This window comes from Pelagicoccus mobilis (assembly GCF_016595505.1).
GTDB lineage: Bacteria > Verrucomicrobiota > Verrucomicrobiia > Opitutales > Opitutaceae > Pelagicoccus > Pelagicoccus mobilis.
The window spans coordinates 186,034-209,216 of sequence record NZ_JAENIL010000005.1 but is presented as its reverse complement, the minus strand read 5'-3'; the positions used below and the strand labels follow the sequence as shown (position 1 = coordinate 209,216).

13 protein-coding genes are annotated in these 23,183 nt (G+C 52.1%); 9 read left to right on the top strand and 4 right to left on the bottom strand.

Going from position 1 to position 23,183, the window contains the following annotated elements; translation table 11 throughout:
• The first annotated feature begins 14 nt into the window (after positions 1 to 14).
• The 3 genes from JIN87_RS04025 to JIN87_RS04015 are packed head-to-tail and all read left to right on the top strand — an operon-like array spanning position 15 to position 4,363.
• Entirely contained in the window at positions 15 to 1,454 is a 1,440-nt protein-coding gene (locus JIN87_RS04025; RefSeq protein WP_200354238.1) for an arylsulfatase B, read from the top strand.
• Positions 1,451 to 2,914, top strand: a complete 1,464-nt coding sequence (locus JIN87_RS04020; protein WP_200354237.1) for a sulfatase-like hydrolase/transferase — start codon at positions 1,451 to 1,453, stop codon at positions 2,912 to 2,914. The genes JIN87_RS04025 and JIN87_RS04020 overlap by 4 nt, the downstream gene beginning before the upstream one ends.
• A gap of 27 nt (positions 2,915 to 2,941) precedes the next feature.
• Positions 2,942 to 4,363: a sulfatase-like hydrolase/transferase gene (locus JIN87_RS04015; protein WP_200354236.1), complete on the top strand. Its 1,422-nt coding sequence runs from the start codon at positions 2,942 to 2,944 to the stop codon at positions 4,361 to 4,363.
• A 95-nt stretch (positions 4,364 to 4,458) separates the two neighbouring features.
• On the opposite strand, the gene JIN87_RS04010 is transcribed toward JIN87_RS04015, so the two are convergent.
• Positions 4,459 to 5,445, bottom strand: a complete 987-nt coding sequence (locus JIN87_RS04010; RefSeq protein WP_200354235.1) for a zinc-binding dehydrogenase — start codon at positions 5,443 to 5,445, stop codon at positions 4,459 to 4,461.
• A gap of 319 nt (positions 5,446 to 5,764) precedes the next feature.
• Between JIN87_RS04010 and JIN87_RS04005 the strand changes: the two genes are divergently transcribed.
• The 6 genes from JIN87_RS04005 (at position 5,765) to JIN87_RS28715 (ending at position 17,176) form a co-directional block, all read left to right on the top strand.
• Positions 5,765 to 8,812, top strand: a complete 3,048-nt coding sequence (locus JIN87_RS04005) for a TonB-dependent receptor plug domain-containing protein (RefSeq protein WP_200354234.1) — start codon at positions 5,765 to 5,767, stop codon at positions 8,810 to 8,812.
• Positions 8,813 to 8,895: 83 nt separating this feature from the next.
• The gene (locus JIN87_RS04000; RefSeq protein WP_200354233.1) at positions 8,896 to 9,900 is read left to right on the top strand and encodes a glycoside hydrolase family protein; all 1,005 of its coding nucleotides are present in this window, start codon (positions 8,896 to 8,898) and stop codon (positions 9,898 to 9,900) included.
• 17 nt (positions 9,901 to 9,917) lie between these two features.
• Positions 9,918 to 11,546, top strand: coding sequence for a sulfatase (locus JIN87_RS03995; RefSeq protein WP_200354232.1), 1,629 nt, complete (start codon positions 9,918 to 9,920; stop codon positions 11,544 to 11,546).
• A 4-nt stretch (positions 11,547 to 11,550) separates the two neighbouring features.
• The gene (locus JIN87_RS03990; protein ID WP_200354231.1) at positions 11,551 to 14,358 is read left to right on the top strand and encodes an alpha-L-rhamnosidase; all 2,808 of its coding nucleotides are present in this window, start codon (positions 11,551 to 11,553) and stop codon (positions 14,356 to 14,358) included.
• Positions 14,359 to 14,449: 91 nt separating this feature from the next.
• The gene (locus JIN87_RS03985) at positions 14,450 to 16,057 is read left to right on the top strand and encodes an MFS transporter (RefSeq protein ID WP_200354230.1); all 1,608 of its coding nucleotides are present in this window, start codon (positions 14,450 to 14,452) and stop codon (positions 16,055 to 16,057) included.
• Between the two features lie 72 nt (positions 16,058 to 16,129).
• Positions 16,130 to 17,176, top strand: a complete 1,047-nt coding sequence (locus JIN87_RS28715; RefSeq protein ID WP_200354229.1) for a LacI family DNA-binding transcriptional regulator — start codon at positions 16,130 to 16,132, stop codon at positions 17,174 to 17,176.
• 219 nt (positions 17,177 to 17,395) lie between these two features.
• Here the strand turns inward: JIN87_RS28715 and JIN87_RS03975 are convergent, their stop codons facing one another.
• The 3 genes from JIN87_RS03975 to JIN87_RS03965 all read right to left on the bottom strand — a co-directional run bounded on the left by JIN87_RS03975 (position 17,396) and on the right by JIN87_RS03965 (position 23,076).
• Positions 17,396 to 20,380 carry a hypothetical protein gene (locus JIN87_RS03975; RefSeq protein WP_200354228.1) on the bottom strand — a complete coding sequence of 995 codons (2,985 nt, stop codon included), beginning with the start codon at positions 20,378 to 20,380 and terminating at the stop codon, positions 17,396 to 17,398.
• 388 nt (positions 20,381 to 20,768) lie between these two features.
• Positions 20,769 to 21,908 (bottom strand): aldose 1-epimerase family protein, encoded by a 1,140-nt coding sequence (locus tag JIN87_RS03970; RefSeq protein ID WP_200354227.1) that lies wholly within the window; start codon positions 21,906 to 21,908, stop codon positions 20,769 to 20,771.
• A gap of 85 nt (positions 21,909 to 21,993) precedes the next feature.
• Positions 21,994 to 23,076 carry a carbohydrate kinase family protein gene (locus JIN87_RS03965; RefSeq protein WP_200354226.1) on the bottom strand — a complete coding sequence of 361 codons (1,083 nt, stop codon included), beginning with the start codon at positions 23,074 to 23,076 and terminating at the stop codon, positions 21,994 to 21,996.
• Positions 23,077 to 23,183: the final 107 nt, after the last annotated feature.

Sequence of the window (23,183 nt, the reverse complement as noted above, 5' to 3'; positions counted from 1 at the left end):
CAAAGGTCGTATCGATGTTACTCTTTCTGGCCTTGCTGATGGGGGTGAATGCGATGGCGCAGGGCGCGACGGGAGCGCCTAATATCGTTGTTATCCTAGCTGACGACATGCACTGGCATCATCCGGGATTCAACGGTGGACCGGCCGAAACTCCCAATTTGGATCGGCTGGCTAGCGGAGGATCCAGTCTGACGCAGTTTTATGTCCATTCGGTTTGCTCGCCAACGCGTGCGGCCTTTCTCACCGGGCGCTATCCGTTTCGTAACGGCATGGAGGAGCGCTCTCACGGCAACGATGTTGCCGGCATGCTGACCGATGAACGAACGCTTGCCGAAGGGCTTCGCGAGGCGGGCTACTACACCGCTATCATCGGCAAATGGCATTTGGGAAACTGGCATAAGCGCCACCTGCCGATGCAACGTGGTTTTGACTATCAATACGGCCTGTACGGCGCGCTGATTGGGTATTGGGACAAGTGTCGGGAACGCTATTATGACTGGCACCGCAACGAACAGACTCTCCGCGAAGAGGGATATTCCACTACATTGATTGGCCAGGAGTTCGCGAAGGTAGTCAAGGCTCACGATTTTAAGAAACCGTTATTTGCCTATGTGCCGTTTAACGCGGTCCATGGTCCCGATGAAGCTCCAGTCGATCTGCTGGAGAAATATCGTGCCCTCGTTGCGAAGCGCCCTGGCGAAGGCGATTTTGAGGCGAAAAAATACGCCATGCTCGACGCCATGGACCAATCCATCGGCAAGATGCTCGGCACGCTTGAAGCCAAGGGGGTTCTCGAAAACACACTGATCGTTTTCTTCAACGACAATGGCGGACGAAAGAGCAATCCCCCTTATCGCGGTGGCAAAGGCGAAAACACTGAAGGAGGGGTTCGAGTTCCCTGTATTCTTCACTGGCCGGGAAACGTTCCGGCGAAGCAAAAGGTGGATGGGATGATGCACGTGGTAGACCTGTATCCGACGCTACTCGGCATCGGAGGAGGCTCGCTGGATCAGTCCCTTCCGATCGACGGTATCGATATGTGGGATACGATCACGGCAGGTAAACCGTCCGAGCGCTCGGAAGTTGTGTACTCGGTGCCGGGGTGGGAGAAGGCGGATACCGGTCCCATTGCGATCCGCAAAGGCGATTATAAGCTGCTGGGTGAAGCCCTGTTCAACATTGAACAGGATCCGAGCGAGGAGACGGATATTGCCGGTGCTCATCCAGAGATATATCAGGCCCTGCACCAGAGGTTGCTTGAGCTCGCCTCGGAGCGACGTATCCCGGAAACGCATACGAATATATCAAAGACAATCGATGAGCCGCTGCTCGTGTTCGGCGAGGAGGAGAATGCGAACCCTCCGCCATGGCTAGAACCCTATGTCAAAGGGCTCCCACCGACCAAAAGGGAGCTTCAGAGAGCACAGAATAGAAAGAAACAGGATTCAAAATGAGGGTGAAAGCATTTGTTGTACGATTGGCTCTGGCCGCAATGATCTTTCCAATGCTTGGAAATGCGGCGGAGGCGCGCACGCCCAACGTTGTGGTCATTTTGACTGACGACATGGGGTATTGGGATACTGGATTCAGTGGTGGTCCGGTGATCGAAACACCCAACCTGGACAAGCTCGCCGAGCGAGGAATGATTCTGACCGATTTTTATGCCAGCTCGCCCTGGTGCTCTCCCTCTCGTGCGGCGTTGTTGACGGGGCGTCACCCTTACCGGTCCGGAATCTATGGGCCGATAATGTTGAAGCATGGGCCGAATCTGCAGCACTTACGCGCGGAAGAAGTCACCATTGCCCAGGTTCTTAAAGAGGCGGGCTATGATACTTGTCATGTTGGGAAATGGCATCTGATCGGACAAAAAGGCGATCCTACCCCAAATGACTTCGGGTTTGATCACGCCTTCTGGACGGAGCAGGACGCGCGGTTCAGCATTCTGAATCCGGCGGGTTTCATTCGCAACAAAACCCCTTTGCCCCGACTTGAAGGGCTTTCCGCGAAGCTTTGCGCGGAAGAAGCGATTGGTTGGCTGAAAGAGCGTCCCGATCAGGACAAGCCGTTTTTTATAAACTTCTGGACGCATGAGGCGCACTCGCCGCACGGGACCACCGATGAGTACATAAACCAGTATCGTAAGCACTATCGTGAAAACGAGTGCGTCTTTTATGGCATGGTGTCGCATATGGACGCCGCCATTGGCATGCTCGTCGATGAGTTGGAAGCGCAGGGGCAGCTCGACAATACGCTGATTCTTTTTTCCGCCGACAACGGTTGCGAGTTCATCGTGGGAGACGACGAAATCGATCCCCGCAACGACACGAATCACGGAAACACTGGGCCGCTGCGCTATTGGAAAGGATTCAACTACGAGGGGGGAATCCGCGTTCCCGCGCTGGCCTTTTGGCCAGGGGTTATCGAGCCCGGGCAGGTCTGTTCAGAGCCGATGTCTTCACTCGATTACATGCCAACCCTTTGCGCTATAGCGAAGCAGCCGTTGCCCGACCGGAATATCGATGGCGAAAACATCCTGTCGGTCTTTCAGGGGAAAGTGTTCGAGCGGGAGCAAGCTCTCTTTTTCTGGTCTGCCGGGCGTGACCGCCACCATATCGCCCTGCGCGATGGCGACTACAAGCTTTTGGCGACCGAAGGGTTTGATGACCTTGAACTTTACGATCTGAGTACGGACATTCGCGAAAAGAGAAACCGAGTTGTCGAGCTACCGGAAGTTGCGCAACGGCTGGTCACTCAAGCCAAGCGAATTAGGGCGGACATTGCGGCGGAGAGAGACCGGCACTCGTCTCATGAGTGGAACACATCGTTTCTACTTTCTCCAGAGGAGCGCACGAGATTTGGCAAAGACGTCTGGCGTGTGAATATGCACACTACGCTACCCGATACGGCGGAGTAGGGCATGCGAATTATAACAAGAGTTAGTATGAAATTTTTAGTAAGTTTCTTTTTACTGATCACGAGTTTGGCCGTTGCGGCCCCGAAGAACGTGGTGCTGATCATGGCCGATGATTTGGGCTTTGGCGATTTGAGTTGTTTCAATAGCGACTCCGCTATCCAAACCCCTAACATTCATCGGCTCGCGGAGCAGGGCGTCAAGCTTACCTCCTTCCATGTCAATGCGGTCTGTGTGCCCAGTCGGGTGAGTCTGATGAGCGGCCAATACACGCTGGATTGCGAAGAGAAGCCGCATGCGGCTAAAAACGGAATCAAACAGAATGTGAGCCTACTCCCAGAGCTTCTGAAGAACGCGGGCTATGCGACCGGTGGCTTCGGCAAGTGGCACTTGGGCAACGGAGAGGGCGACCATCCGATCGATCGGGGCTTCGATGAATGGTTCGGTTTCTATGGTGGATGGATACGCTATAAATACGAGCAAGCGAAGGAAACGCATATCCGCCATATCATACCCGAGCCGCACATGCAGCTCCTTTACGAGGGCAAGGAAGTGTCAGATGAACCGTGGGAGCATATGACTGACCTGCTGACCGATAAGGCGATGAACTTTGTGAGTGAGAACAAGGATCAACCCTTCTTTCTCTTCCTGAGCTATAACGCGCCGCACGGTTGGCTTTATCATGAGATGCATCCGGAGTATTCGGCGACCGACGAGTGGGTGGAGTCAGTAAAAACCAAATACAAGCTACCGGATGAGACCTGGGAGCAGCGTAACCTGATCGACTATATCGCCGTTACCGAGCATATGGACGCCCGGATTGGCGATCTGCTGGAGCTGCTGAAAAAGCAGAATCTAGACGAGGATACACTGGTCCTGTTTATGAGCGACAACGGAGCGATTACGCCGGAGTTTTACTACACGCTCTACGCGTCTGGGAATAACGGGGGCTTGCGTGCCGGCAAAGCGGTTCCTTACGAAGGTGGTATCCGCGTGCCGATGCTGTTGAGTTGTCCCTCTGCAATTGCCGCTAATGAAACCGTTTCCGGTTTTACGATGGGGGTCGACATCCTGCCGACCATTCTGGACTTCGCCGACGTGCCTGTTCCGCCGACAAATGGAGATCATCCGCTTCGCGGAGTTTCTCTGATGCCGTATCTCGAACAGCCGCAAAAACCGATCTCCCCTAGGGAAGCCTTTTTTGTGAACAACGGGCAGTCGGGAGTCTGCGTGATCAAAGAGCCTTGGAAGCTAGTGAACTTGAAGCAACGCGTCGGGGCGAATACCGATTTGGCTACCAACGAAGGGCCTACGGATGGATGGCTACTGTTCAACCTCGAGGATGATATTGGCGAACAGAACGATCTCTCCAAACTGTATCCGGAAAAAACAGACGAGTTGCTGGGATTCTGGGAAGACTACAATCGAAGCGTCGGTCGGGAAATGAAGTGATGCACCTGTTGGCGGTTCTTTGGGGGGGGGGAGTGAAGCCAGGTGACGGTGTAGTTGAACGAGTGATACTCTGTGGCGTGCCCGGCGGTCACGCCCTACCAGTCTAGGATGACGCCTAGGACGGGTTCGCTTTTGGATTCGATCAAACGCCAGGCCTCTGCTGCCTTTTCGACGGGGAAGCGGTGGGTGATGAGTGGGAGCGTTTCGAGAGTGCCGTTGGAGATTAGCTCCATTGTTGCGGCGAGACGCTCGGGCGTTTCTCCTGAAACGAGATCTATGGAGAGTTCTTTGTAGCGGTACGGTTGTAGGGCGAGGCGATCGTTCGCTCCGTAGAATCCGGCTGAAACGAGATGGCCGAAACGACGCATGGTGCTGTCGAGCTGTTCCATCGCTTTTAAGGATCCGACTGTATCCACTCCTACCTGTACACCTTCCGGAAAGCGTTCCTTGACGAGTTCAACCCAATCTCCGTCATTTTCGAGTAGCGTTTGTCCTTTGGAGAAGCGGGCGAGTCGGTCTTGATGTCGTCCCACGAGCACGACTTCCGCTCCACGGGCTGCTAACATTTGTCCCGCCCATTGTCCTACTAAACCGTCGCCTATGACTACCGCGGGATCGCCCGGATTTAGACGCGGACGATTTCCGCAATTGTAGCCGACTTGGGTGAGCACTAAGCCGGCGTAAGCGACAGGATCTATGCCTTTCGGTAATTTTGTCACAGTGGCAGGGCTGGATACCGACGGTGAAACATGCCCCGCCCTTGGCTCGAACATGCCTTCAATTTCGCTTGTGGTGACAAAGACCCTATCGCCGACTTGAAAGTCGTGAACCTCAGAGCCGACCCATTCAACGATGCCCACTTTCTGGTAGCCCGATACTATGGGGAAGGGGGCCGGATCTCCGGGAAGGACTGCGGTTTCTCCATTGACGCGTTCGCCGCGTAGATAGGAGCTCTCGGTTCCGTTGCTGATCCATGAGTGGGTGACGTTTACGACGAGTTGCCCCGCAATTGGATCCGGGCAATTCACTTCGCGGAAAACGACTTCGTTCTTATTTTCGAATACGACGGCCTTGGCTTTCATTGTGATGATTCAGGAATCGGTTCTGGATTGAATATGTGCGCGTGGGCAAAGGGATGCTAGCTCTCTTGGAGCTACTGCGTTGTCTTTTGTGACTTAAGCCATTGGGTTCCGCTGTTGGCTATCCTACTCGACATTGACAGTCAATGTACGAACTTGTTGTGAAGCGAAAAACGATAGGGGATAACGTATCCATCTTACCCCTTCGTGCGCTGAGTTGCCCCGAGCGCAGGTTATCAAAATAACGATGAGCGTCTGCCTTATCGCCAGTATTGTTGATGCCTGTTCACTCAGCTGGAGGGCCCAATCCAAATACAATACTATGAAACGAACTATACCCACCCAGCTAAGAGTCGGAAGGTCCGGACTCTATGCAGCTCTATGTGGTTTAGCCCTTACAGGTTTTTCTGCATATGCTCAGACCGATTCTGAAGAAGATTCGGATGATGTTTACGAATTATCGCCTTTTACTATCGATGGTTCTAAGGACCAAGGATACCAGGCGACGAATACCCTTTCTGGTAATCGTTTGAATACAGAAAATCGTTTTGTGGGAGCATCTGTTACGGAGGTTACCAAGCAACTTCTGGAGGATTTGAACATCGATGACTTCGAGGATGTTCTCAACTACGTTCCAAACTCAGCGCCAGCGGAAAGCGGAGGCCTCTCGTCGGACCCGACCGGAAATGAGTCTATCTTCGGTGTACGATACCGTGTACGCGGATTTTTGCTGACTGGGTTCAGCCGTGATTTCTTCAAGACAAGAGTCGCTCCTGACTCGTACAATACGCAACGTATGTCCTTTTCGCGTGGACCGAACTCTGTTCTTTTCGGGATCGCGGAGCCGGGTGGTGTGACTAACGCGGTGAGCACTCGTGCTTCTTTTGAGGATACAAACCGTGTCGGTATGCGCTTCGATACTTGGGACAGCACGCGTTTCCATGCTTCTTTGAATCGCGAGCTGATTGATGACAAGTTGGCGGTACGATTTTCGACAGTGTACGACGACCATCGTAACCATCGGAATCCATGGCACAATAGAAGTGATCGTTATTATGGGGCGGTCACCTATAAGCCATTCGAGAAAACTACCCTGCGTGCTCAGCACGAGTGGGGTGACGCGGAACGTTATAACGTAAGATCTTGGGCTCCAAGTGACGGTATATCCGTCTGGGAAGCAGCCGGTTCGCCTGCTCTACCTGAAGATTTGTACAATATTACTACCGCTGGCGACAGAATCACTCCAGCGGAGAGAACGGCTCTTGGCATGGCGGAGTTTTGGCCTGCAGCTCACACGGTGATGACTGTCGGTGACGTGGATCAGACTGGCTTTCATGCAGGTCGTTGGGCAATCCGTACTGCGGAAAATTTGGTTCCTGGTTACGGTCAAGGTCAGAATGGAACGGTTTCGTTTACGGACGATTCGGTGATTCCTATGACGGCGAATGTGTTGGGCAATGGTAATCGAAACATGCAGGAGTTCTCCAATACATCGCTCTTCTTTGAGCAAAAGCTCATGGAGAATCTATTCTTTGAAGTCGCTTACAATCGACAGGATACGAACAATTCTCCGAATTTCGCGACAGGTTCTCGTGACACGGTATACAAAGATATCAAGCCAACGATTCGTACGGTAGACCCAAACAATCCACGCACGGAGACGGGTATTGAAATAACGAATCCGAACTTCGGAAAGTACTTCACTTTCAATAATACGCCAGTGACCTTCAATCAGAATTATGATGATGAAACGCTGCGTGCTATGGTATCTTACGAGTTGGACTTGCGCGAACGTTTCGAGGGCAAATTGGGTACCATCCTTGGACGTCACAGCTTGGCTGCGATGTATGAGACTTACGATGAAGGCTACCTAAATCAGGTGTATCATCATAGAAATGCGATGCGCCGTCCGGACCTGAAACCAGGTCAAGGGCTTTGGGTTGCTCTTCAAAATTATATAGATATCGAAAATCAAGTCTTTGATGTGCCTGACATAGCTCATATGGCACCGCGCGTCTGGGCTGAGAACGCTGAGGATCTGCCAGGGAGCGATCCAAGTGGTGTAGCGCCTTTCTGGTTCGGCGTTGCAGGAACGAATACGTTCTCGGAAACCACGTCCGAGATGTTCGCGATGCAGAACTATTTCTGGGACAATAAAATTGTTACGACCTTCGGTTGGCGTTCGGATGATGTGGACAGTTGGAATGTAAATGCAGCAGTTGATCCAGATACGCTGTTGAGAAGCAACGTATCGTTGGTAGATCCCAAGACCGGAGCGACATCCTCGGTTTCAGCGGGTGGAGATACGAACAGTAAGGGTATCGTCATCACTCCGATTCCATGGCTCGGCTTCTTCTATAATGAGTCTAGCAATTTCCGTCCGTCCAATGCGGATCAGGTCAATATCTTCGGTGAGGGCCTTGGCAATGAAGCCGGCGAAGGGGAGGATTATGGCCTGAAGTTCTACTTGATGGACGGCAAGGTGACCGGATCGTTGGCCTATTTCGAAACGACATTCCAAAACCAATCGACGCGTGGACCTCGGGCAGGCCCTGTCGGGTCTTTCGATCAGTCTCGGGTTGCCTCGCGTGCTGCTATCGAAGAGTACTATGAAGATGTTGTCATGCAGCCAGAGTTGGCTGAGATCTGGGATACGCGTGGCTATCTAAACAACGATACCTACTACAATACTCAGGATTTCTCATCCGAAGGTTGGGAGTTGAGCCTTACGGCAAACCCCACGCCAAACTGGCGTATGACCTTCAATCTCTCTAAGCAGGAAAACGTTAGCAGCAACGTCGCTCCTGCCTTGAAAGAATGGGCGAAGTTTATTCGTACAGCTTTCGATGATTTCCCGGAGTTGAAGGCCTTGGAAACGACACTCTTGAGTTCCGACGGAGTCACCTACAATACAGTCGCGGACAATCTGGACGTGCATGATCAACGGATTGTCGAAATCTCGTCCCTGGAAGGATTCGCCGATCAACGTCAACCCGAGATGTCAGCAAACTTCCTGACCGCTTATGACTTCAAGGAAGGAGCGTTGAAGAACTTCGGAGTGGGCGCTAGCTTCCGTTGGAGAGATTCCGCTGCAGTGGGCTATCAGCTGCAGGATAATGGAAGCGGGGCTCTCGATGCGACGCGTCCGTACATGAATGATTCGACGGAGTGGCTCGGTGTGTTCGCCAGCTACCGCATGAAGTTTGAAGGCGGAACTCGCATGCGCTTGCAGCTTAACATCGACAATCTGTTGGATGATGAATCGCTCAACCCGCTACTATCGCGTGAAGTGAACGGTCAACGTTTCGATAGTCGTTGGGTTTTGCCAGAAGGACGCAGTATCGCGATGTCAGCGACTTTTGATTTCTAAGTTACCTCTATCCGAAGGTGGCGGCCTTATTGTTGGGGTCGCCACCTTTTTGATTATGGGGCAGGGGAAAAAATCTATATATTTTGAAAAGTAAATTATACAGGGATGGCCGTCCGAGCACGAGCTTGCGGATGGATGCAACTGATCATGGGATCGTGCTTCGCTTTGGCGATGGACCGGATCGCTGCGACTACTTGGGTGCCCGCGACGTTTGGGTCTATGAGGAAGACGACACCTATTACATGCACTATGATGCGGCTGGGCCGGAAGGTTGGCTTTGCTCGCTTGCGGTGAGTGAGGACATGCTAACTTGGGAAAAAAAAGGACCTATACTCGATTTCGGCGATGCAGGAGAGGATGACTCGAAGTCGGCTTCTTATGGTGTGACCTATAGGGATGGAGAGGATTGGCATTTATTTTATTTAGGAACACCCAATGTAAGCCCGGCGCCGGATCTCGTTCCTTCCTTCCCCTACAATACGATGAAGGCGAAAGGGAAGGGGCCGAGAGGCCCATGGATGAAACAGAAGGAGGTTGTTCCGTTTCGACCGAAGGCTGGTACTTATTATTCAATTACAGCTAGCCCAGGACAGGTCATCAAAACAGATGAAGGGTATATCCAGTTTTTCAGCGCGACCACTGAAGTTCCTGGCAAGGCCTGCGTGCAACGGACCTTGGGCGTTGCTCGGACAAATGACCTAGATCGGGCGTGGACTGTCGATCCTCAGCCGATGGTGCCGATCGAGGAGCAGATCGAAAATTCGACCCTTTACTTCGAGGAGAGCAATGGCACTTGGTTTTTATTTACCAATCACATCGGCATCGAAGAAGAGGAGTATACGGATGCGATATGGGTGTATTGGACAACGGATTTGAATGAGTGGGATCCGGAGAATAAGGCGGTGGTGCTCGATGGCAGCAATTGCAGTTTTTCGAGTCGATGCATCGGTTTGCCTTCGGTCGTGCGAGCAGGGGACCGGTTGGCTCTCTTCTACGATGCTCCCGAGGGAAATAGCGTTAGCCATATGAAACGGCACATCGGTTTGGCGTGGTTGGACCTGCCGCTAACGCCGCCAACTAAATCCTAGTGAATTTTATAGATATTGTGAAAATAAGAAGATTATTATTTCGAAAGACGATCATCGCTTTGCTAGCGGTCGCTGCAGCGATGACGCATGGTAGAAGCTCCAAGGGGGACTCGCCTAACATTTTGCTCATATTGGTAGATGACGTGGGGTATGCTGATGTGGGGGCTTTTGCCTCGCGTCTCAACAATGTGGAGACGGAAAAACTCTACTATGAGACCCCTCGCATCGACCAACTGGCTCGCGAAGGGATGATGTTTACCCAATTCTATGCCTACTCGGTGTGCGCTCCGACGCGGGCCAGTTTGATGACGGGGAAAATGAGCAACCGCATGGGTATGTGGGACGCGTATGCAGTTGTGAATACAACCTTTGAGAATCTTGGCGAATCGACTCCGGAAGGGCTTCATTTCCTCGACCGAAAGTCGGTGAATGCTCCTGCGGACCGAGCTGTGAACATTCCTGTCTCCTCGACGGCGCTGCACGATGTGAAAACGATCCCTCAAGGGTTGGAGGGCTATCACACGGCTTTTATTGGAAAGTGGCACTTGGGAAGTCACAACCATGAAGGTTTTCGTCCGGAGGATAGCGGCTTCGACGAGACGCTTGCTTACTTTGATGGAGGAGGGTCGACATACTATCACCCGTTCCGAGTGGGAGCGGGCAAGACACCGGAATGGGACAATTTAGGCGATCCCATAGATCCGCAGCCTGATTATCTAAGCGATGATGTGGCGGTGCGGGTAAATCGCTTTTTGAGCAAGAGGGCGGGCATGAAGAACGCGGAGCCTTTCTTTCTCTTCTTGTCGCATCCTGCTTGCCATGGCCCTGTTCAGTCGCGAGCGGATGATCGTGAGTACTTTGAGAGAAAGAATAATGAAGCAGACTTGATCGGGCATAAAGACGCGGAATATGCGGGGTTGGTGAAAGGGATGGATCGAAGCATCGGGAGTATTCTCGATAAGCTCGATGAGCTGGAGTTAGCCGAGGATACGGCGGTGATTTTCATGTCCGACAACGGAGGGCATCCTGTCTTTACCCGTAACGACCCTCTGCGTGGTGGAAAATCAATGTTGTACGAAGGCGGGATTCGCGTGCCGATGATTGTTCGCTGGCCGGGCAAAACGAAGGCTGGAACCATTTCCAATGTCGTTGCGGAGGTGACCGATATGTATCCTACCTTGATGGAGATGGCTGGAGTCGATTATGAGGATTTCAAGTCTGATGAAACGACGGATGGCGAATCGTTCCTATCTCTTTTTGAAGACCCAGAGAACTCGGAGAAGGGATACAGTCGCGATGAGTTCTATCAGTTCTATGGCAAGCTGGGCTACTCAGGGTTTCACCAGTTTGCAAGTTGGGCTATCCTGAGGAAGGGGGACTACAAGTTGCATTACGACTATCATGGGAAGGTTGAGTTGTATGATATTTCGCAGGACATGCTCGAACAGAACGATCTCGTTCCCTCTAGGCCTCAGCTAGCTTATGAGATGCTGGTACAACTGACCGATTGGTTGGAAGAGAATTGCCACGAAGCATATTTGCCTAAACCAAATCCGAACTTTGATCCTAATGGCGAGTTGCCCTATGGGGCCTATGTGCCGCTCGAGGAGTTGAAGGAAAAACTGAAAGGGCGTTTTGATTCCTAGAAATATGATTCGCGAATTTGATGATCTGAATCGGCTCAGCACTGAGAATCTACGGTGCGAGTATCTGCTTAATCCCTCGGCGATTGACGAACGAAGTCCAAGGCTCGGCTGGAGATCGGTGAGCAAACGAAAGGGTGCTCGTCAGACGGCCTTCCAAATACAGGTTTCCACGACAAGGAGCAAGTTGCAAGAAGGTGTCGCAGACTTATGGGATACGAGGAAAACCGTCTCGGACGAGAGTCAGCAGATCACTTATAGTGGCCAACCGTTGTATTCAAAAATGCAATGCTATTGGCGGGTTAAGCTATGGGATGATAGGGATAAGGAATCCGAGTGGAGCGAGATTGCCTCCTGGGGGATGGGCCTGCTGGAAGAGGACGATTGGAATGCTGATTGGATCGGTCTGGATCTCAGTGCGGAGAACAACGACCCGGAATACGAGCTGCCGCCATCGCCCTATTTGAGAAAGGGATTCGAGGTGGAAAAGAAGGTAAAGGCTGCTCGCGTGTATGCGACCTCACTAGGCTTGCATGAGCTTTGGTTGAATGGGCAGCGTATCGGAGATCGCGTCCTAGCTCCAGGTTGGACGGATTACAAGAAACGTCTGTATTATAATTGCTATGACGTTACCGATCTCCTGCTCAAAGGTGGTAACGCTTTAGGAGCTATTTTGTCCTATGGTTGGTACTCTGGATACATCGGGTATGCGGTGTTGGTGCAGCAACCTAAGGTGAAGGATTTTTACGGCAAAGGAGCCGCTTTGTTGTGCCAACTCGAAATCGAGTATGAAGATGGTTCTACTGAATCGATTTCTAGTGACTCCTCGTGGAAGGCGACTTCTGGTCCCGTCAGGCAATCGGACATTCTCATGGGGGAGGTCTACGATGCTAGAATGGGTTTAGGAAACTGGAAGTATGCTGAGTATGACGACAGCAATTGGGTACAGAGCCAGCTTGTTCGTTGTAAGCCGGGAACATTGCAGGCTACACCGCACGAGCCAATGCGAGTGACTCAGGAGTTGCCTGCGGTGAATGTGCATCAAGACCCAGACGGAAAATGGATTTTCGACTTCGGGCAGAATTTTGCTGGAGTAGTTCGATTGTCCGTTATTGGCCGTAGTGGTCAGAAAATTACGGTACGTCATGGCGAGATGCTTCACGAGGACGGGAGTTTGATGACGGAAAACCTACGCAAGGCGAGAGCGACTTGCGTCTATACGTGTAGTGGAAATCCGGAGGGAGAGATTTGGAATTCGCGTTTCTCGTATCAAGGATTCCGATATGCCGAAGTGTCGGGTTTGAAGGAGAAGCCTGATCTCGAGTTGTTGACTGGTCTGGTAATAGGATCGGATTTGGAGGCCGTAGGATCCTTCAAAACAAGTAGCCCTCTCATTGATCAGCTGTACCAGAATATCGTTTGGACTCAGAGAGCTAACTACATCGATGTGCCAACGGATTGTCCGCAACGTGACGAACGACTGGGCTGGCTAGGCGATGCCCAAATCTATGTGAATGCCGCGACTTACAATACGAATGTGGCGGGTTTCTTCAAAAAATGGATGCGTGATGTTGTAGACGCTCAGTGGGAGAACGGAGCCTATACTAATTTCGCCCCACGTCCGTTTAACAGGCCGCGATACAAGTACTCGCCCGCTTGGATGGAAGCTGGGATTATTTGTCCTTACTTCATGTATCTCAATTATGGAGATACCTGCATACTAGAAACGCATTACGATAGTTTTAAGAAGTTCATGACCTTCCACCTTCAGTCGGTAGGAGAGTCCATGGTGTACCAAAAGGGGGCGTTTCGAAATGTAACTCCTAGTGGTGGCTGGGGAGATTGGCTGTGTTTGGGGAAGGAAACGCCGAAGCATCAAATAGCGAATTTGTATTTCGGATACGCGTTAAAGCTGATGGCGAGCATATCTGAGATCTTAGGCAAAGAATCTGATTACGCCTTTTATTCCGAGAAGTTCGAGCAGTTTCAAACTGCGTTTGTATCCAGATTTGTGGATGACGGGGGCGTGATTGAAGGGGACACGCAGACGCTCTATGCGATGGCGATCGTGATGGAGGTGCTACCTGAAGCGATGAACGCTCGATTGGGAAGCAATTTGATGCGTCTGGTTGACGAGGCTGAAGGCCGTATGGCGACTGGATTTATCGGGACGCGTTTTTTGATGCCGGCTCTTTCGGCGATTGGACGATCCGATGTCGCTTATAAGCTTTTATGTAACGTCGACTTCCCGAGTTGGGGCTATTCTGTGGTGAATGGCGCGACCTCTGTTTGGGAGCGTTGGAATAGCTATAGTCACAAGACTGGATTTTTCTCTCCAGAGATGAATTCGTATTCTCACTATGCGTTTGGAGCGGTTTGCGAGTGGATGTTTGGAAACATGGCCGGGATCCGCCCGCTGTCTCCCGGCTACCGGAAAGTCTTATTGCAGCCGGAGGTGACTCGGCTTCAGAATCTCGATACGGTAAACGCTCAGCACGATACCCTCTATGGACGGGTCGAAAGTTCGTGGAAGTTGAAGGGAGATGAGTGCAAGTGGCATGTTGTCTTGCCGGCCAATACTCGCGCGCTGGTTCGGCTACCCTGTGAGTATCGAAAAGGACTACTTATAGATGGTCGCTTCTTGGATGAGAAGGAAGGGGAAGCTTTAGGATCCAGTGAGGGCCGTTTTTGCGAGTTTGAATTGGAGGCTGGGAGCTATCTCATTACCTTCTCGGTGAAGGCGCTTGTTTGGAAGGAGCCCTCGAGTTCATCGGAGCTCGTAGATCATGAAGCCGATAAGTTGTCTTCGATCTGAAGTTTGAACCCTCTCTAGCGAGAACTTTTTGCGAAGGAGCCCGTGTCGTGAGAAACTCGGGCCTACGCTTGAACTCGGCGAAATTTCATAGATGAATGCCATAAAAGAAAAGAGTATGGAAAGTGCGAGGAGCTCACATAAGGCGGCGACCCGCTCAAAGATCGCTTGGGGGAGCGGGGCGGTTGCTGATGCCTTGATGAATAACACGGTGGGGGTGCTCTTTTTGGCGATCTACAGTCTGGGCTATGGTCTCAGCGCGAGCTTGCTGGGGTTGATCATGTTTGTTCCTCGTATTTGGGATATGTTTACGGATCCGATGATGGGAAATATCTCGGACAATACGCGTACGCGTTGGGGGCGCAGGCGTCCGTATTTGCCGATTGGAGGCGCTTTGGCTGGACTTTTCTTTTTCCTTATGTGGGCACCGTCTACCGATTGGGGAGAATCGACTAAGTTGGTGTTCTTCCTGGTGATGCTCTTGCTGTTTTATACGGCCTATACGATTTTCGCGATTCCTTGGAATGGTCTTGGGCTGGAGCTTTCGGACGATTACGCGGACCGTTCCTCGGTTCAGGGCTATCGGATATTTATCGCGATGATGGCGACCTTTCTGTATCCCTACGCCTATAAGTTCTGCTTCGACTTCACGCCGGCGATTGGAGATAGCATTGCTAAGATCGAGGAGATTCTCGTCCGAGGGGCTGAAGGTTCGGTATGGGATAGTGTCGATTTTTTTGGAAATTGGGTCTACCACAAGATCCTGATCCTTTTCCAGCCCTTGGTGGAGTCCTTCTTTTCACTCTACTTCAGTGTTTTTCCGGAACGGGCCTCGCTTGAGAAGGTTGAGCTCAACGGAGTTGTTTGCGTTGGGGCGTTCTTCGGTGTGTTGATGTTCGTCTTCGCGACGATTCCAGCCCTGTTCACTAAAGAACGCAAGGATCGCTTGGTTCGTCAGGAGCGTACTGGATTTGTGGATGCGATGAAAGTAGTCACTCGGGACAAGAATTTACTCAGCGTAGGAGCGGCCATTTTTGGGATCTTCTTGGGATTCATTTCTACTCAAGCTCTTCAGCTATACATCAACATCTATTATGTCTTTGGGGAATTGCCGATTGCGGAAGCGAAGGCGCTCTCTGGAGCGATGGGGGGCAAGGTGGGCATCGTCTATGCTTTGGTCGGACTTGGCTCGGTTCCTTTGATTGGCTATGCCACGAGGCGATTCGGGAAACGCAGTGTGATGGTGGGGGGCCTAGGGTTGGTGGCTTGCGGTTGCGTGCTGAGCTTTTTCCTCTTTTCACCGGGCGCGCCCCAGATGCAATTGCTGTTGCCGGTGTTCTTTGCCGCGGGTTTGAACTGCGTGTGGATCAACTCCAACTCGTTAGTGGCAGACATTTGTGATTTAGATGAATTGAAGAACGGCAAGCGGCGCGAGGGAATCTTTGGAGCAACCTTAGCTTGGATCAGCAAACTGGGATTGGCAGTAGCCTTGCTCTTGAGTGGTTTGATTGTCGATCTTACTGGGGTGAACCCAGAGCTGGACCAATTGCAGTCAGCGGATACTGTTTTCCGGATGCGGCTGGCTTATGCCCTTATTCCCACAGTGTGTCTGTTCGTATCCATATATTTGGCATCCCGTTGTTCGCTGACGGAAGCGATGGCGAGAGAAACGAGGGCGAAACTGGATTCGAGTGCGGTCTGAGTTCGATGCGCTCCAATTAAGCGGGCGTGTCTTTGACTTGCGGTGTGACGGATTTGATTTCTTTTTGAGGTAGTGAAGAAGAAAGTGCAAAGACCGACGGTTCGAACGATTGCTGAAGTGTGTGGCGTGTCGCGGACTACGGTTTCTTGGGCTTTGAACGGCAAGCCAGGGGTATCGGATGAGATGAGGGAGAAAATCCTCAAGACCGCAGCCGAGTGCGACTATAAGGTCGACCCGAAGGTGGCTCAGGTGATGGCGGGCATCGCTAAAGACGATACCCGAAGGGCAATGACACAAATCGCGATCGTGAGCGCGAAGGAGGTTAAAGCGGCCCCGCCTTGGAAGGGGAATGATTTGCTCAATCGCTTCTATCGTGGGTTCGAAAGGAGAATTGAGGAATTGGGAGTGGGCTTGAATTCCTTTTGGTTGGCGGAAGAGGGAATGAGCAATAAGCGTTTGAGCGATATCCTGAAGGCGCGCGGGGTGGAGGGGGTTGTTCTGCTTTTCGAATACGGAAGTGAGCAACCGGATTTCGATTTCGATATTTCGGAGTTCAGTGTAGCTTCGATCTGCAAGTTCATCAAAACCCTGAAGATCGATGCGGCGGATGTGGATATCCATAATTGTATGTGCATCGCCATGGAGAAGGCCAAGGAATTTGGATACAAACGCCCGGGCTTGGCGGTGAAGCGTGCGACTTCGGCGCGAGGCAATCACACTTGGGAGTCCGCCTTTCTCTATGAGCAACGGATGTTCATGAAGAAGAATCGTATTCCGGTTTTCGTGGGAGAAGAGGAGGAAATGCTGGGACTGCTCGACTGGTATGAACGCTATCAGCCGGATGTGATTATCGGTCACGAACCTCCTTCGCTATCTCACCTCAGGAAAAACGGGATCCGTGTACCGGAGGATGTTGGCTACATTGCTTTGGAGGAGCACGATCCTGCTTGGAATATCTCATGCGTGAATGTTCATCCTAGGATGATTGCTTCGGCGGCGGTAGATCTGGTTTTGGAGCGAATGCGCGACGGAGTTAAGGGGGAGCCCGAAATCCCGAAGACGGTACTGATCGACGGTCACTGGGTAGATGGATACACGCTGCGCAAGCAAGGGCGCTAGTGGTCGGTTGGTGGAACTTTTTTCCTTTGCCGATTCGTGCACCCGAGGAGCGGCTGCATCATCGTGGATAATTGATACCACTGGCAAAAACGTTTGAGTAAACTGGTAGCGACCGTTGTCCCCAACGGTCACACCTAGACTCAATGGCCGTTGGGACAACGGCCGCTACCTTTTAGGCGCTACAACTGATGCAATGTGCTGTATTTGGTTGTGAACGTATCAATTGGGCACCACGTAATAGATAGCGACCTCTGAGGTTGGCTTGAACGAAAGGGTTCCGTTGCGGGTCTTGGACGCCACTTTGTCACCTCGACTGCCGGGAGTGTTTCCCTGCCTCCATACTGTAACCGGTTTTTCGATCCCGAGAGGAATCTGGATTTCGCCTTTTCCGCCCGCGACGACTACCCATTGAGCCCCGGCTTCGACTTTGCGCTCATCGCTAACCGGAGCCCATGCGATGAGCGTGTGGTCTTGCTTGGCGAGAATGTGCTCTTGGCCGTCGATACGAATCCGGCTGCAATCTTTACCAGCGAAGGAGATGAGCTTGCCAGTGTCGCCAATTCGGAAGCTGAGAGCTCCGCTGCCCTCATAATCTATGTAATGACCATTTACATGGAACTGCTCTAGAGAGAGACGATCGTCGGGAAGCTCGATTTGGGAGAGTATCTTCGCATCAACTTCGGGATCTCGGTGGTAGCCTCCCGGCCAATTTTCTTCGACGTGGCGCAGGTGAGGGGCCACGGAAATTGCTCCATTTGGGAAACGGGCGGTGAAGTATTCGGAAGTGCGAGAAAGGTATTCGGTATTGTCGTTCGCAAGAGCATTCGGTGAGGACGCGGGGTAACAATCGAGGCCGGCGAGAATGTCGAACAGATGGCGTTCATCGTAGCCCAGGCTCATGGATTGGTCGTCTCTCGGTCTGAATCCCAGATAAACTGCTGTACCTCCTTTATTATGTTGCAGGCGTGTTCCTACTGTATGACGCCCTGTGCGAGCGATGATTTCGCTGTTGTTTGTGGATACGGGATAGATCCGGTCCGGTAGTAGGTCTGTTAATACAGTTTGCGGCCCGATGTGTCTTAAGGTTCCTTCGAATGAGATCTGACGACCTGCCGCGATGTATCCGTTATCTTGTGTTGGAAGATATTCGACACCGAAGAGTGACTGCCACCGGTCTAGAATGCGGCTTCCTGAATTATCGAGGATCGGAGGTGGACCGCTCCAAATGACTTGTCCGCTTTGGTCGATCATGGATTCCATCAAGGTCAAGAGTCTCTCGGAGGGGAAGGGCTCAAATGAAGCCATCAAGGTGGAGTAGCTTCGATCGCCAACCACAAGCTTTCCGTCGACCACCTTGCCGAGTTCGGCCAACTTGTTTGCGGTGATGTAGTTGGTATAGGCGTACTGGGTCATCCAGCTCCCGAAGCGTTCGTCGACTGCGACAAGGTCGATAGGGTAGAGGGTGAGAATATCGACAAGGCGATGATCGAAATCCTGGACTAAGGTGTAGGGGAGGCTGGCCTGGGCTCTCCATGCGTGGGTTCCCCATGCGTCTATGAGGTGGCGACGGCGTTCGTTGATTTCCTTGGGCATGCCCCAGTGAGCCGCATAGGCGTTGCGGATGCGATTTAACGGTCCCAACGAACTCGCGAGGGCGAAACCCCAGTAATTGCGATCGAGCCAGCCGACTTCTGCTGTGTCGTTGCCGGTGCCGTGAAGAAAGTCACCCCACTTGAAGTAGTCGTAGCAAGCGGAGGCCGCTTGATGGACGGTGTTGGAACTGATGAAATTTGAAGTGTATTCGTATTTCTGAGCATAGGGATTGAGCTGACCTGAATCCCACTGGTCAATTGTTGGGCTTTCCGCCCAGGTGGCATGGGCTTTGGAGTGAACTTGGTGGCCCATCTTTTCTTCAAGGTATTCCTTGGCGTCGACGAATAGGTCGACCACATGCTCCTGCAGAAGTTCGTAGTAGCGGGCCCGAAGCAAGGCGGTTTGCTGAATGCCCGTAGGGGTAGCGTCCGTAACGCGCATGCTGCCTCGTTTAGCCGATAGATCGTTCTCGCTGTCGCGTTGCCCGCGTGAAAAGTAGAGCAGCCATTTTGCGAAATCCGAATAGTGCTGACCATATAGTTCGGCGAACTTCGCTTCAAATCCGGGACTTACGTAGCGTACGGAGAACTCTCCGTTGTCATGGTGTTCGTTGTAGGTCCAGTCGCCTTGGATGTGTGTTTCATCTGAATACAAGGCATTGATTCGGATGCCGGCATCGGCGTACTTGTCTATCAGTCCATGGAGGTAGGGAGCTGCATTGTCGCTGAAATAGTCCATTTCTTCGGTTCGATATTGCTGAACGACGAAGACGCGATCGAGGGGGCCGATATCGGTTTTTCCTTTGCCGAAAACGCGTATCCGTTCCGCGGTGTATCCAGGGAGGGCAGTCGGGTCGGCTTCGCCATCGCTGGCAGCTTCTGCCCCTCGTTTTATTCCTGCGAATCGTTCGACCTCTACGCTATCGCTGATTTCGACGATATCTTTGGGCGAAACTTCCGAGTAGGGGGATCCTGGAATGGCTGTTTCGCGAAAGGCGAATACGCGGATCCCGTCGGGGGTGAGGGGGATGATGCCTTTGTTGTTTGCCCATGTTTTCTGTCGCCACAGCTGTACACTGTACGCTCCTGTACGGGGATCCCTCAAACCTTCTCGATAGTGCATCCAACGTCCTGATTCGCCGGTCTCACGACAATAGCCACGACCGATTTCCAAGGGACTCAATAGGCTCAGCTCGAAGCCAAGCCCATAGTTCGAGGCGAATGCGCTTATCTTTCCGATTAGCTCGATGTATTCGGGTGTATCAGGAAACAGCTTACGAACGGTTCCTTTTGCGTCCTCGCGGTATTGCGCCCAGAAATAGTCGAAGGCGATGCGGATGGTCGGTTGCTTGTTGGCGACTGCTGCTTCGCATATATCGCGTAGCGAGCGCATCCTTTCATCGGTCTTTACCGAGGTGTTGACCTTGGTGTCCGGATTGCTTGCCAATTGCATTAACTGTTCGTCCGTAACCAGGATGATGCCTTGTTTTCCGAAGGCGAATGCCCATGGCCCCGGAAAGGCGATCAGATCGCTCTGGTAAACATTTTCCTGGGGTGGAGTGGCACTACGGTTTGCGGCACTGCTCCAGAGCGTGGACGATTGCAATGTCATGAGAAGGACGGGGATGAGGATTCGCTTTAACATAAAGTTTCTTGATCTTTTGGGGAGCTCATCGGGGGAGTGTGAGCCTAGATGGAAACTTTGTACCGGAAGAGTCCTGCCGGCGTCCATAAACGTATTCATTGACTGTCAATTATACACTCGCTGTGCCTGTGCTTTCCCGTGGGTGCTTGATATTGAGGACGAAGCGCCACCCATTTTGAGTCTGCTCAATGAAACGAGAGTGCATTCGTGTTGTCGGCTCTGGTTGCGACTCACGAATGCACTTTGTGTTTGTGCTTCAAGCACGTTCAGAAATGCGGGCAAGAGCGTTCCCGTGCGCTGGCAATCCGGCGCTTACGTATTGGAGGGCACCTGCCCAGAGCTTTTTGAAAGAGCTCTATATATCTGAAAAACGACTGATTGCTTCGGGGTGGACCTTGGCTTTAGACAATTTCTGTACGGCACGGATTTCGGCTTCAGCGGACTTGACCGCCTTTTTTGTATCCAAATTTTCGATGACGAGTTTGGTTGATCGAGATTCCCCGCCGGCAAGGGTGATGACGCGACCCTTTGTTCGTTCGAAGCGACGCGTGTTGGGGAAACTTGTTCCTGGCTCTAGTCCCGTGACATACCCGTCCTTACTGCCTGCAGTATTCTTCCAGAGAGTGAAACAGGGAAAGTCTTTCAGGGAGAATCGTAGAAGCGATGCCTGGTCGCCCGTTGCATTTTTCAGCATCGCTAGGCTCTCACGGCTGCCTCGCTTGCCCGCGAGCTCGAAGAAATAGGCTTGTTCTACGAATCCTGGGAGTGGGGCATCGTATTGATCGTAGCTGTCCACCCCTTCCGCTGCTCGGGGATCGCGCGGCGCCATTTGTTTGAAGGGCGCCTGGAAGCGTGCTCCTTGCTCTAGCACCGGGCTTCCGTAATTCACGTGGTAAAGCAGTTCATGCTCAGTCGGGTTGTCGCCAAGGTTCGTGACCGTATCCAGAATCGTGAGCTTCCCGGTTCCGAATTCAGTGCGAATCTCCGTGTGAAGCCGCAAAGCGGGACCGAAGAGCATGGTTTCATCTACCTCGCCGCGGAGTATCAATTCTCGATCCGTGATCTCGATTGAGACCGTATGCGCTGGCAAGTTGGCGATGTTGCCGTGTAGTGGGAGAAAGGCTTCGAGAGCGTTGCCGTTATTGTCCACGATGGTGTCCGTCCCGGGGGCGCCCATGCTGCTGAGTCCGCAACGCACGATCCATTCGTTGAAGCCTCGCAACCAGCCGATGCCTCCATTTTCCAACGAGTTCACGTAGGAAGGGTGTACGGGTTGCTTAACTGGAGAGTCCCAGCCGAGCCGTACATCCCCGCAGTTTCCCTTCCAGATGCCCATGCCACGTGTCGGTAAGACGGCGAAGCACAGTTTCCCGTTGTTAATCTCTACTACGTCTACGCCTTCCTGTGTTCCGCCGTGCAATGTGCGGGTCTGTATTGACCAGTTGTGTTTCCCTCCGACCGCTAGAGTCTGACTGTCTATGCGTAGAGTCGGCATAGGTTCTTGAGAATCAGGGCTTAGGAGAGAGCGTTGGTAAGTCATATTTGCTGTGAGTGACGTATTCAAGATCTTATAGGAAGGACTATTTGTCTGTAGCTTTCTCTATTTGCTCGAGCAGCTCATCGCGTGTGGGAGCGGTCGCATGCGTGACGAAGAAAGCTGTGGCTGCGTTTGCGATTGCGAGACGTTCCTTGATGGAGAGTTCCCCAAGCGAGGCGCAGAGGTAGCCGCCATTGAATGTATCGCCAGCGCCAGCGGTACGGATTACATTCGTTTGTAGCTCCTGTAGAGCGAAGTCTTCGCCTTGAGAAGCGTTTGAGGCTGCGGCGAAATGTGGAGTGTGGACCACGAGTTCGTCGATGCCGATTTTTTCACGGAGGGCGGTTAATCCAGAGGCAACCTGATCTGGTTGTTCGTTCCACTCCATGTCGAATCGAGAGAACAGTTCCGCTCCCTCGTGTTCGTTGAGGCTCATCGTCATGGGGATTCTGTCGTTGAACTTCTTGATTAAAGCCAAACTTTCCATGAAGGACTCATTGGACTTTTTCTTGATGTCGGCGAAATCGAAGAACATGCGCTTGGGAGGCGTTCGGTCTTCGTATTGGGAAATGAAGCCCTCAAGGAAGTTGTCGAAGTCCGGAGTGAGGGACCAATAGCCAAGCCCAAGAATGTCCGTGTTGGCGAAAAGTTCCTCGAGCTTTTCTTGACCGAAGAAAGCGGTGAAGTCGTTCCATGTCAGGTTCGCTACTGACTTTAAGGCGCTCATGAGAATCTTTCCGTCAGAAAATTCGAATACAAGCGTAAGGGCTGGGTCGCCAAGGGAAATGAGATCGCAGTTTTCGGTGAACTCTTCGAATGCTGGATCGATCGATTTCTCGCCGTAGAGTCCGGTTAGGGTAGGCTTAAGACCGAGGAAAGCGGCGACTCGTCCAGTGTTGGGAGTGAAGCCTCCTGAGCATCTGCGCTTAGGGACGATTTCGAGGCCGACTCCGCCATCTGCTCGCTTGGTGATCAATTCGCCGAATTCCTTCAGGTTGTCCATCGGCGTGAACTCGGTCAGGCTTTGTCTGACATCCACGATTTGGTAGACCTCGTCGACAAATCCGTCGCAGCCGAGAAGTACGTTTCCACTGATGTTGTTTAGGAAGCTTGTGTAGTTTTCCATATTGAGCTCATGGGCTGTTGTCGTAGCCCAAGTCATTTCGGGATGAGATTAACGATAAAACTGTCTTAATATATCTTAAAGTGCTTCGGAGCAAAATGCACTCACTG

Bases quoted from the DNA above. Each gene is read 5' to 3' on its own strand.
- JIN87_RS04025 (WP_200354238.1), top strand. From the start codon at position 15: ATGTTACTCTTTCTGGCCTTGCTGATGGGGGTGAATGCGATGGCGCAG.
- JIN87_RS04020 (WP_200354237.1), top strand. From the start codon at position 1,451: ATGAGGGTGAAAGCATTTGTTGTACGATTGGCTCTGGCCGCAATGATC.
- JIN87_RS04015 (WP_200354236.1), top strand. From the start codon at position 2,942: ATGAAATTTTTAGTAAGTTTCTTTTTACTGATCACGAGTTTGGCCGTT.
- JIN87_RS04010 (WP_200354235.1), bottom strand. From the start codon at position 5,445: ATGAAAGCCAAGGCCGTCGTATTCGAAAATAAGAACGAAGTCGTTTTC.
- JIN87_RS04005 (WP_200354234.1), top strand. From the start codon at position 5,765: ATGAAACGAACTATACCCACCCAGCTAAGAGTCGGAAGGTCCGGACTC.
- JIN87_RS03990 (WP_200354231.1), top strand. From the start codon at position 11,551: ATGATTCGCGAATTTGATGATCTGAATCGGCTCAGCACTGAGAATCTA.
- JIN87_RS03985 (WP_200354230.1), top strand. From the start codon at position 14,450: ATGAATGCCATAAAAGAAAAGAGTATGGAAAGTGCGAGGAGCTCACAT.
- JIN87_RS03975 (WP_200354228.1), bottom strand. From the start codon at position 20,380: ATGACATTGCAATCGTCCACGCTCTGGAGCAGTGCCGCAAACCGTAGT.
- JIN87_RS03970 (WP_200354227.1), bottom strand. From the start codon at position 21,908: ATGCCGACTCTACGCATAGACAGTCAGACTCTAGCGGTCGGAGGGAAA.
- JIN87_RS03965 (WP_200354226.1), bottom strand. From the start codon at position 23,076: ATGGAAAACTACACAAGCTTCCTAAACAACATCAGTGGAAACGTACTT.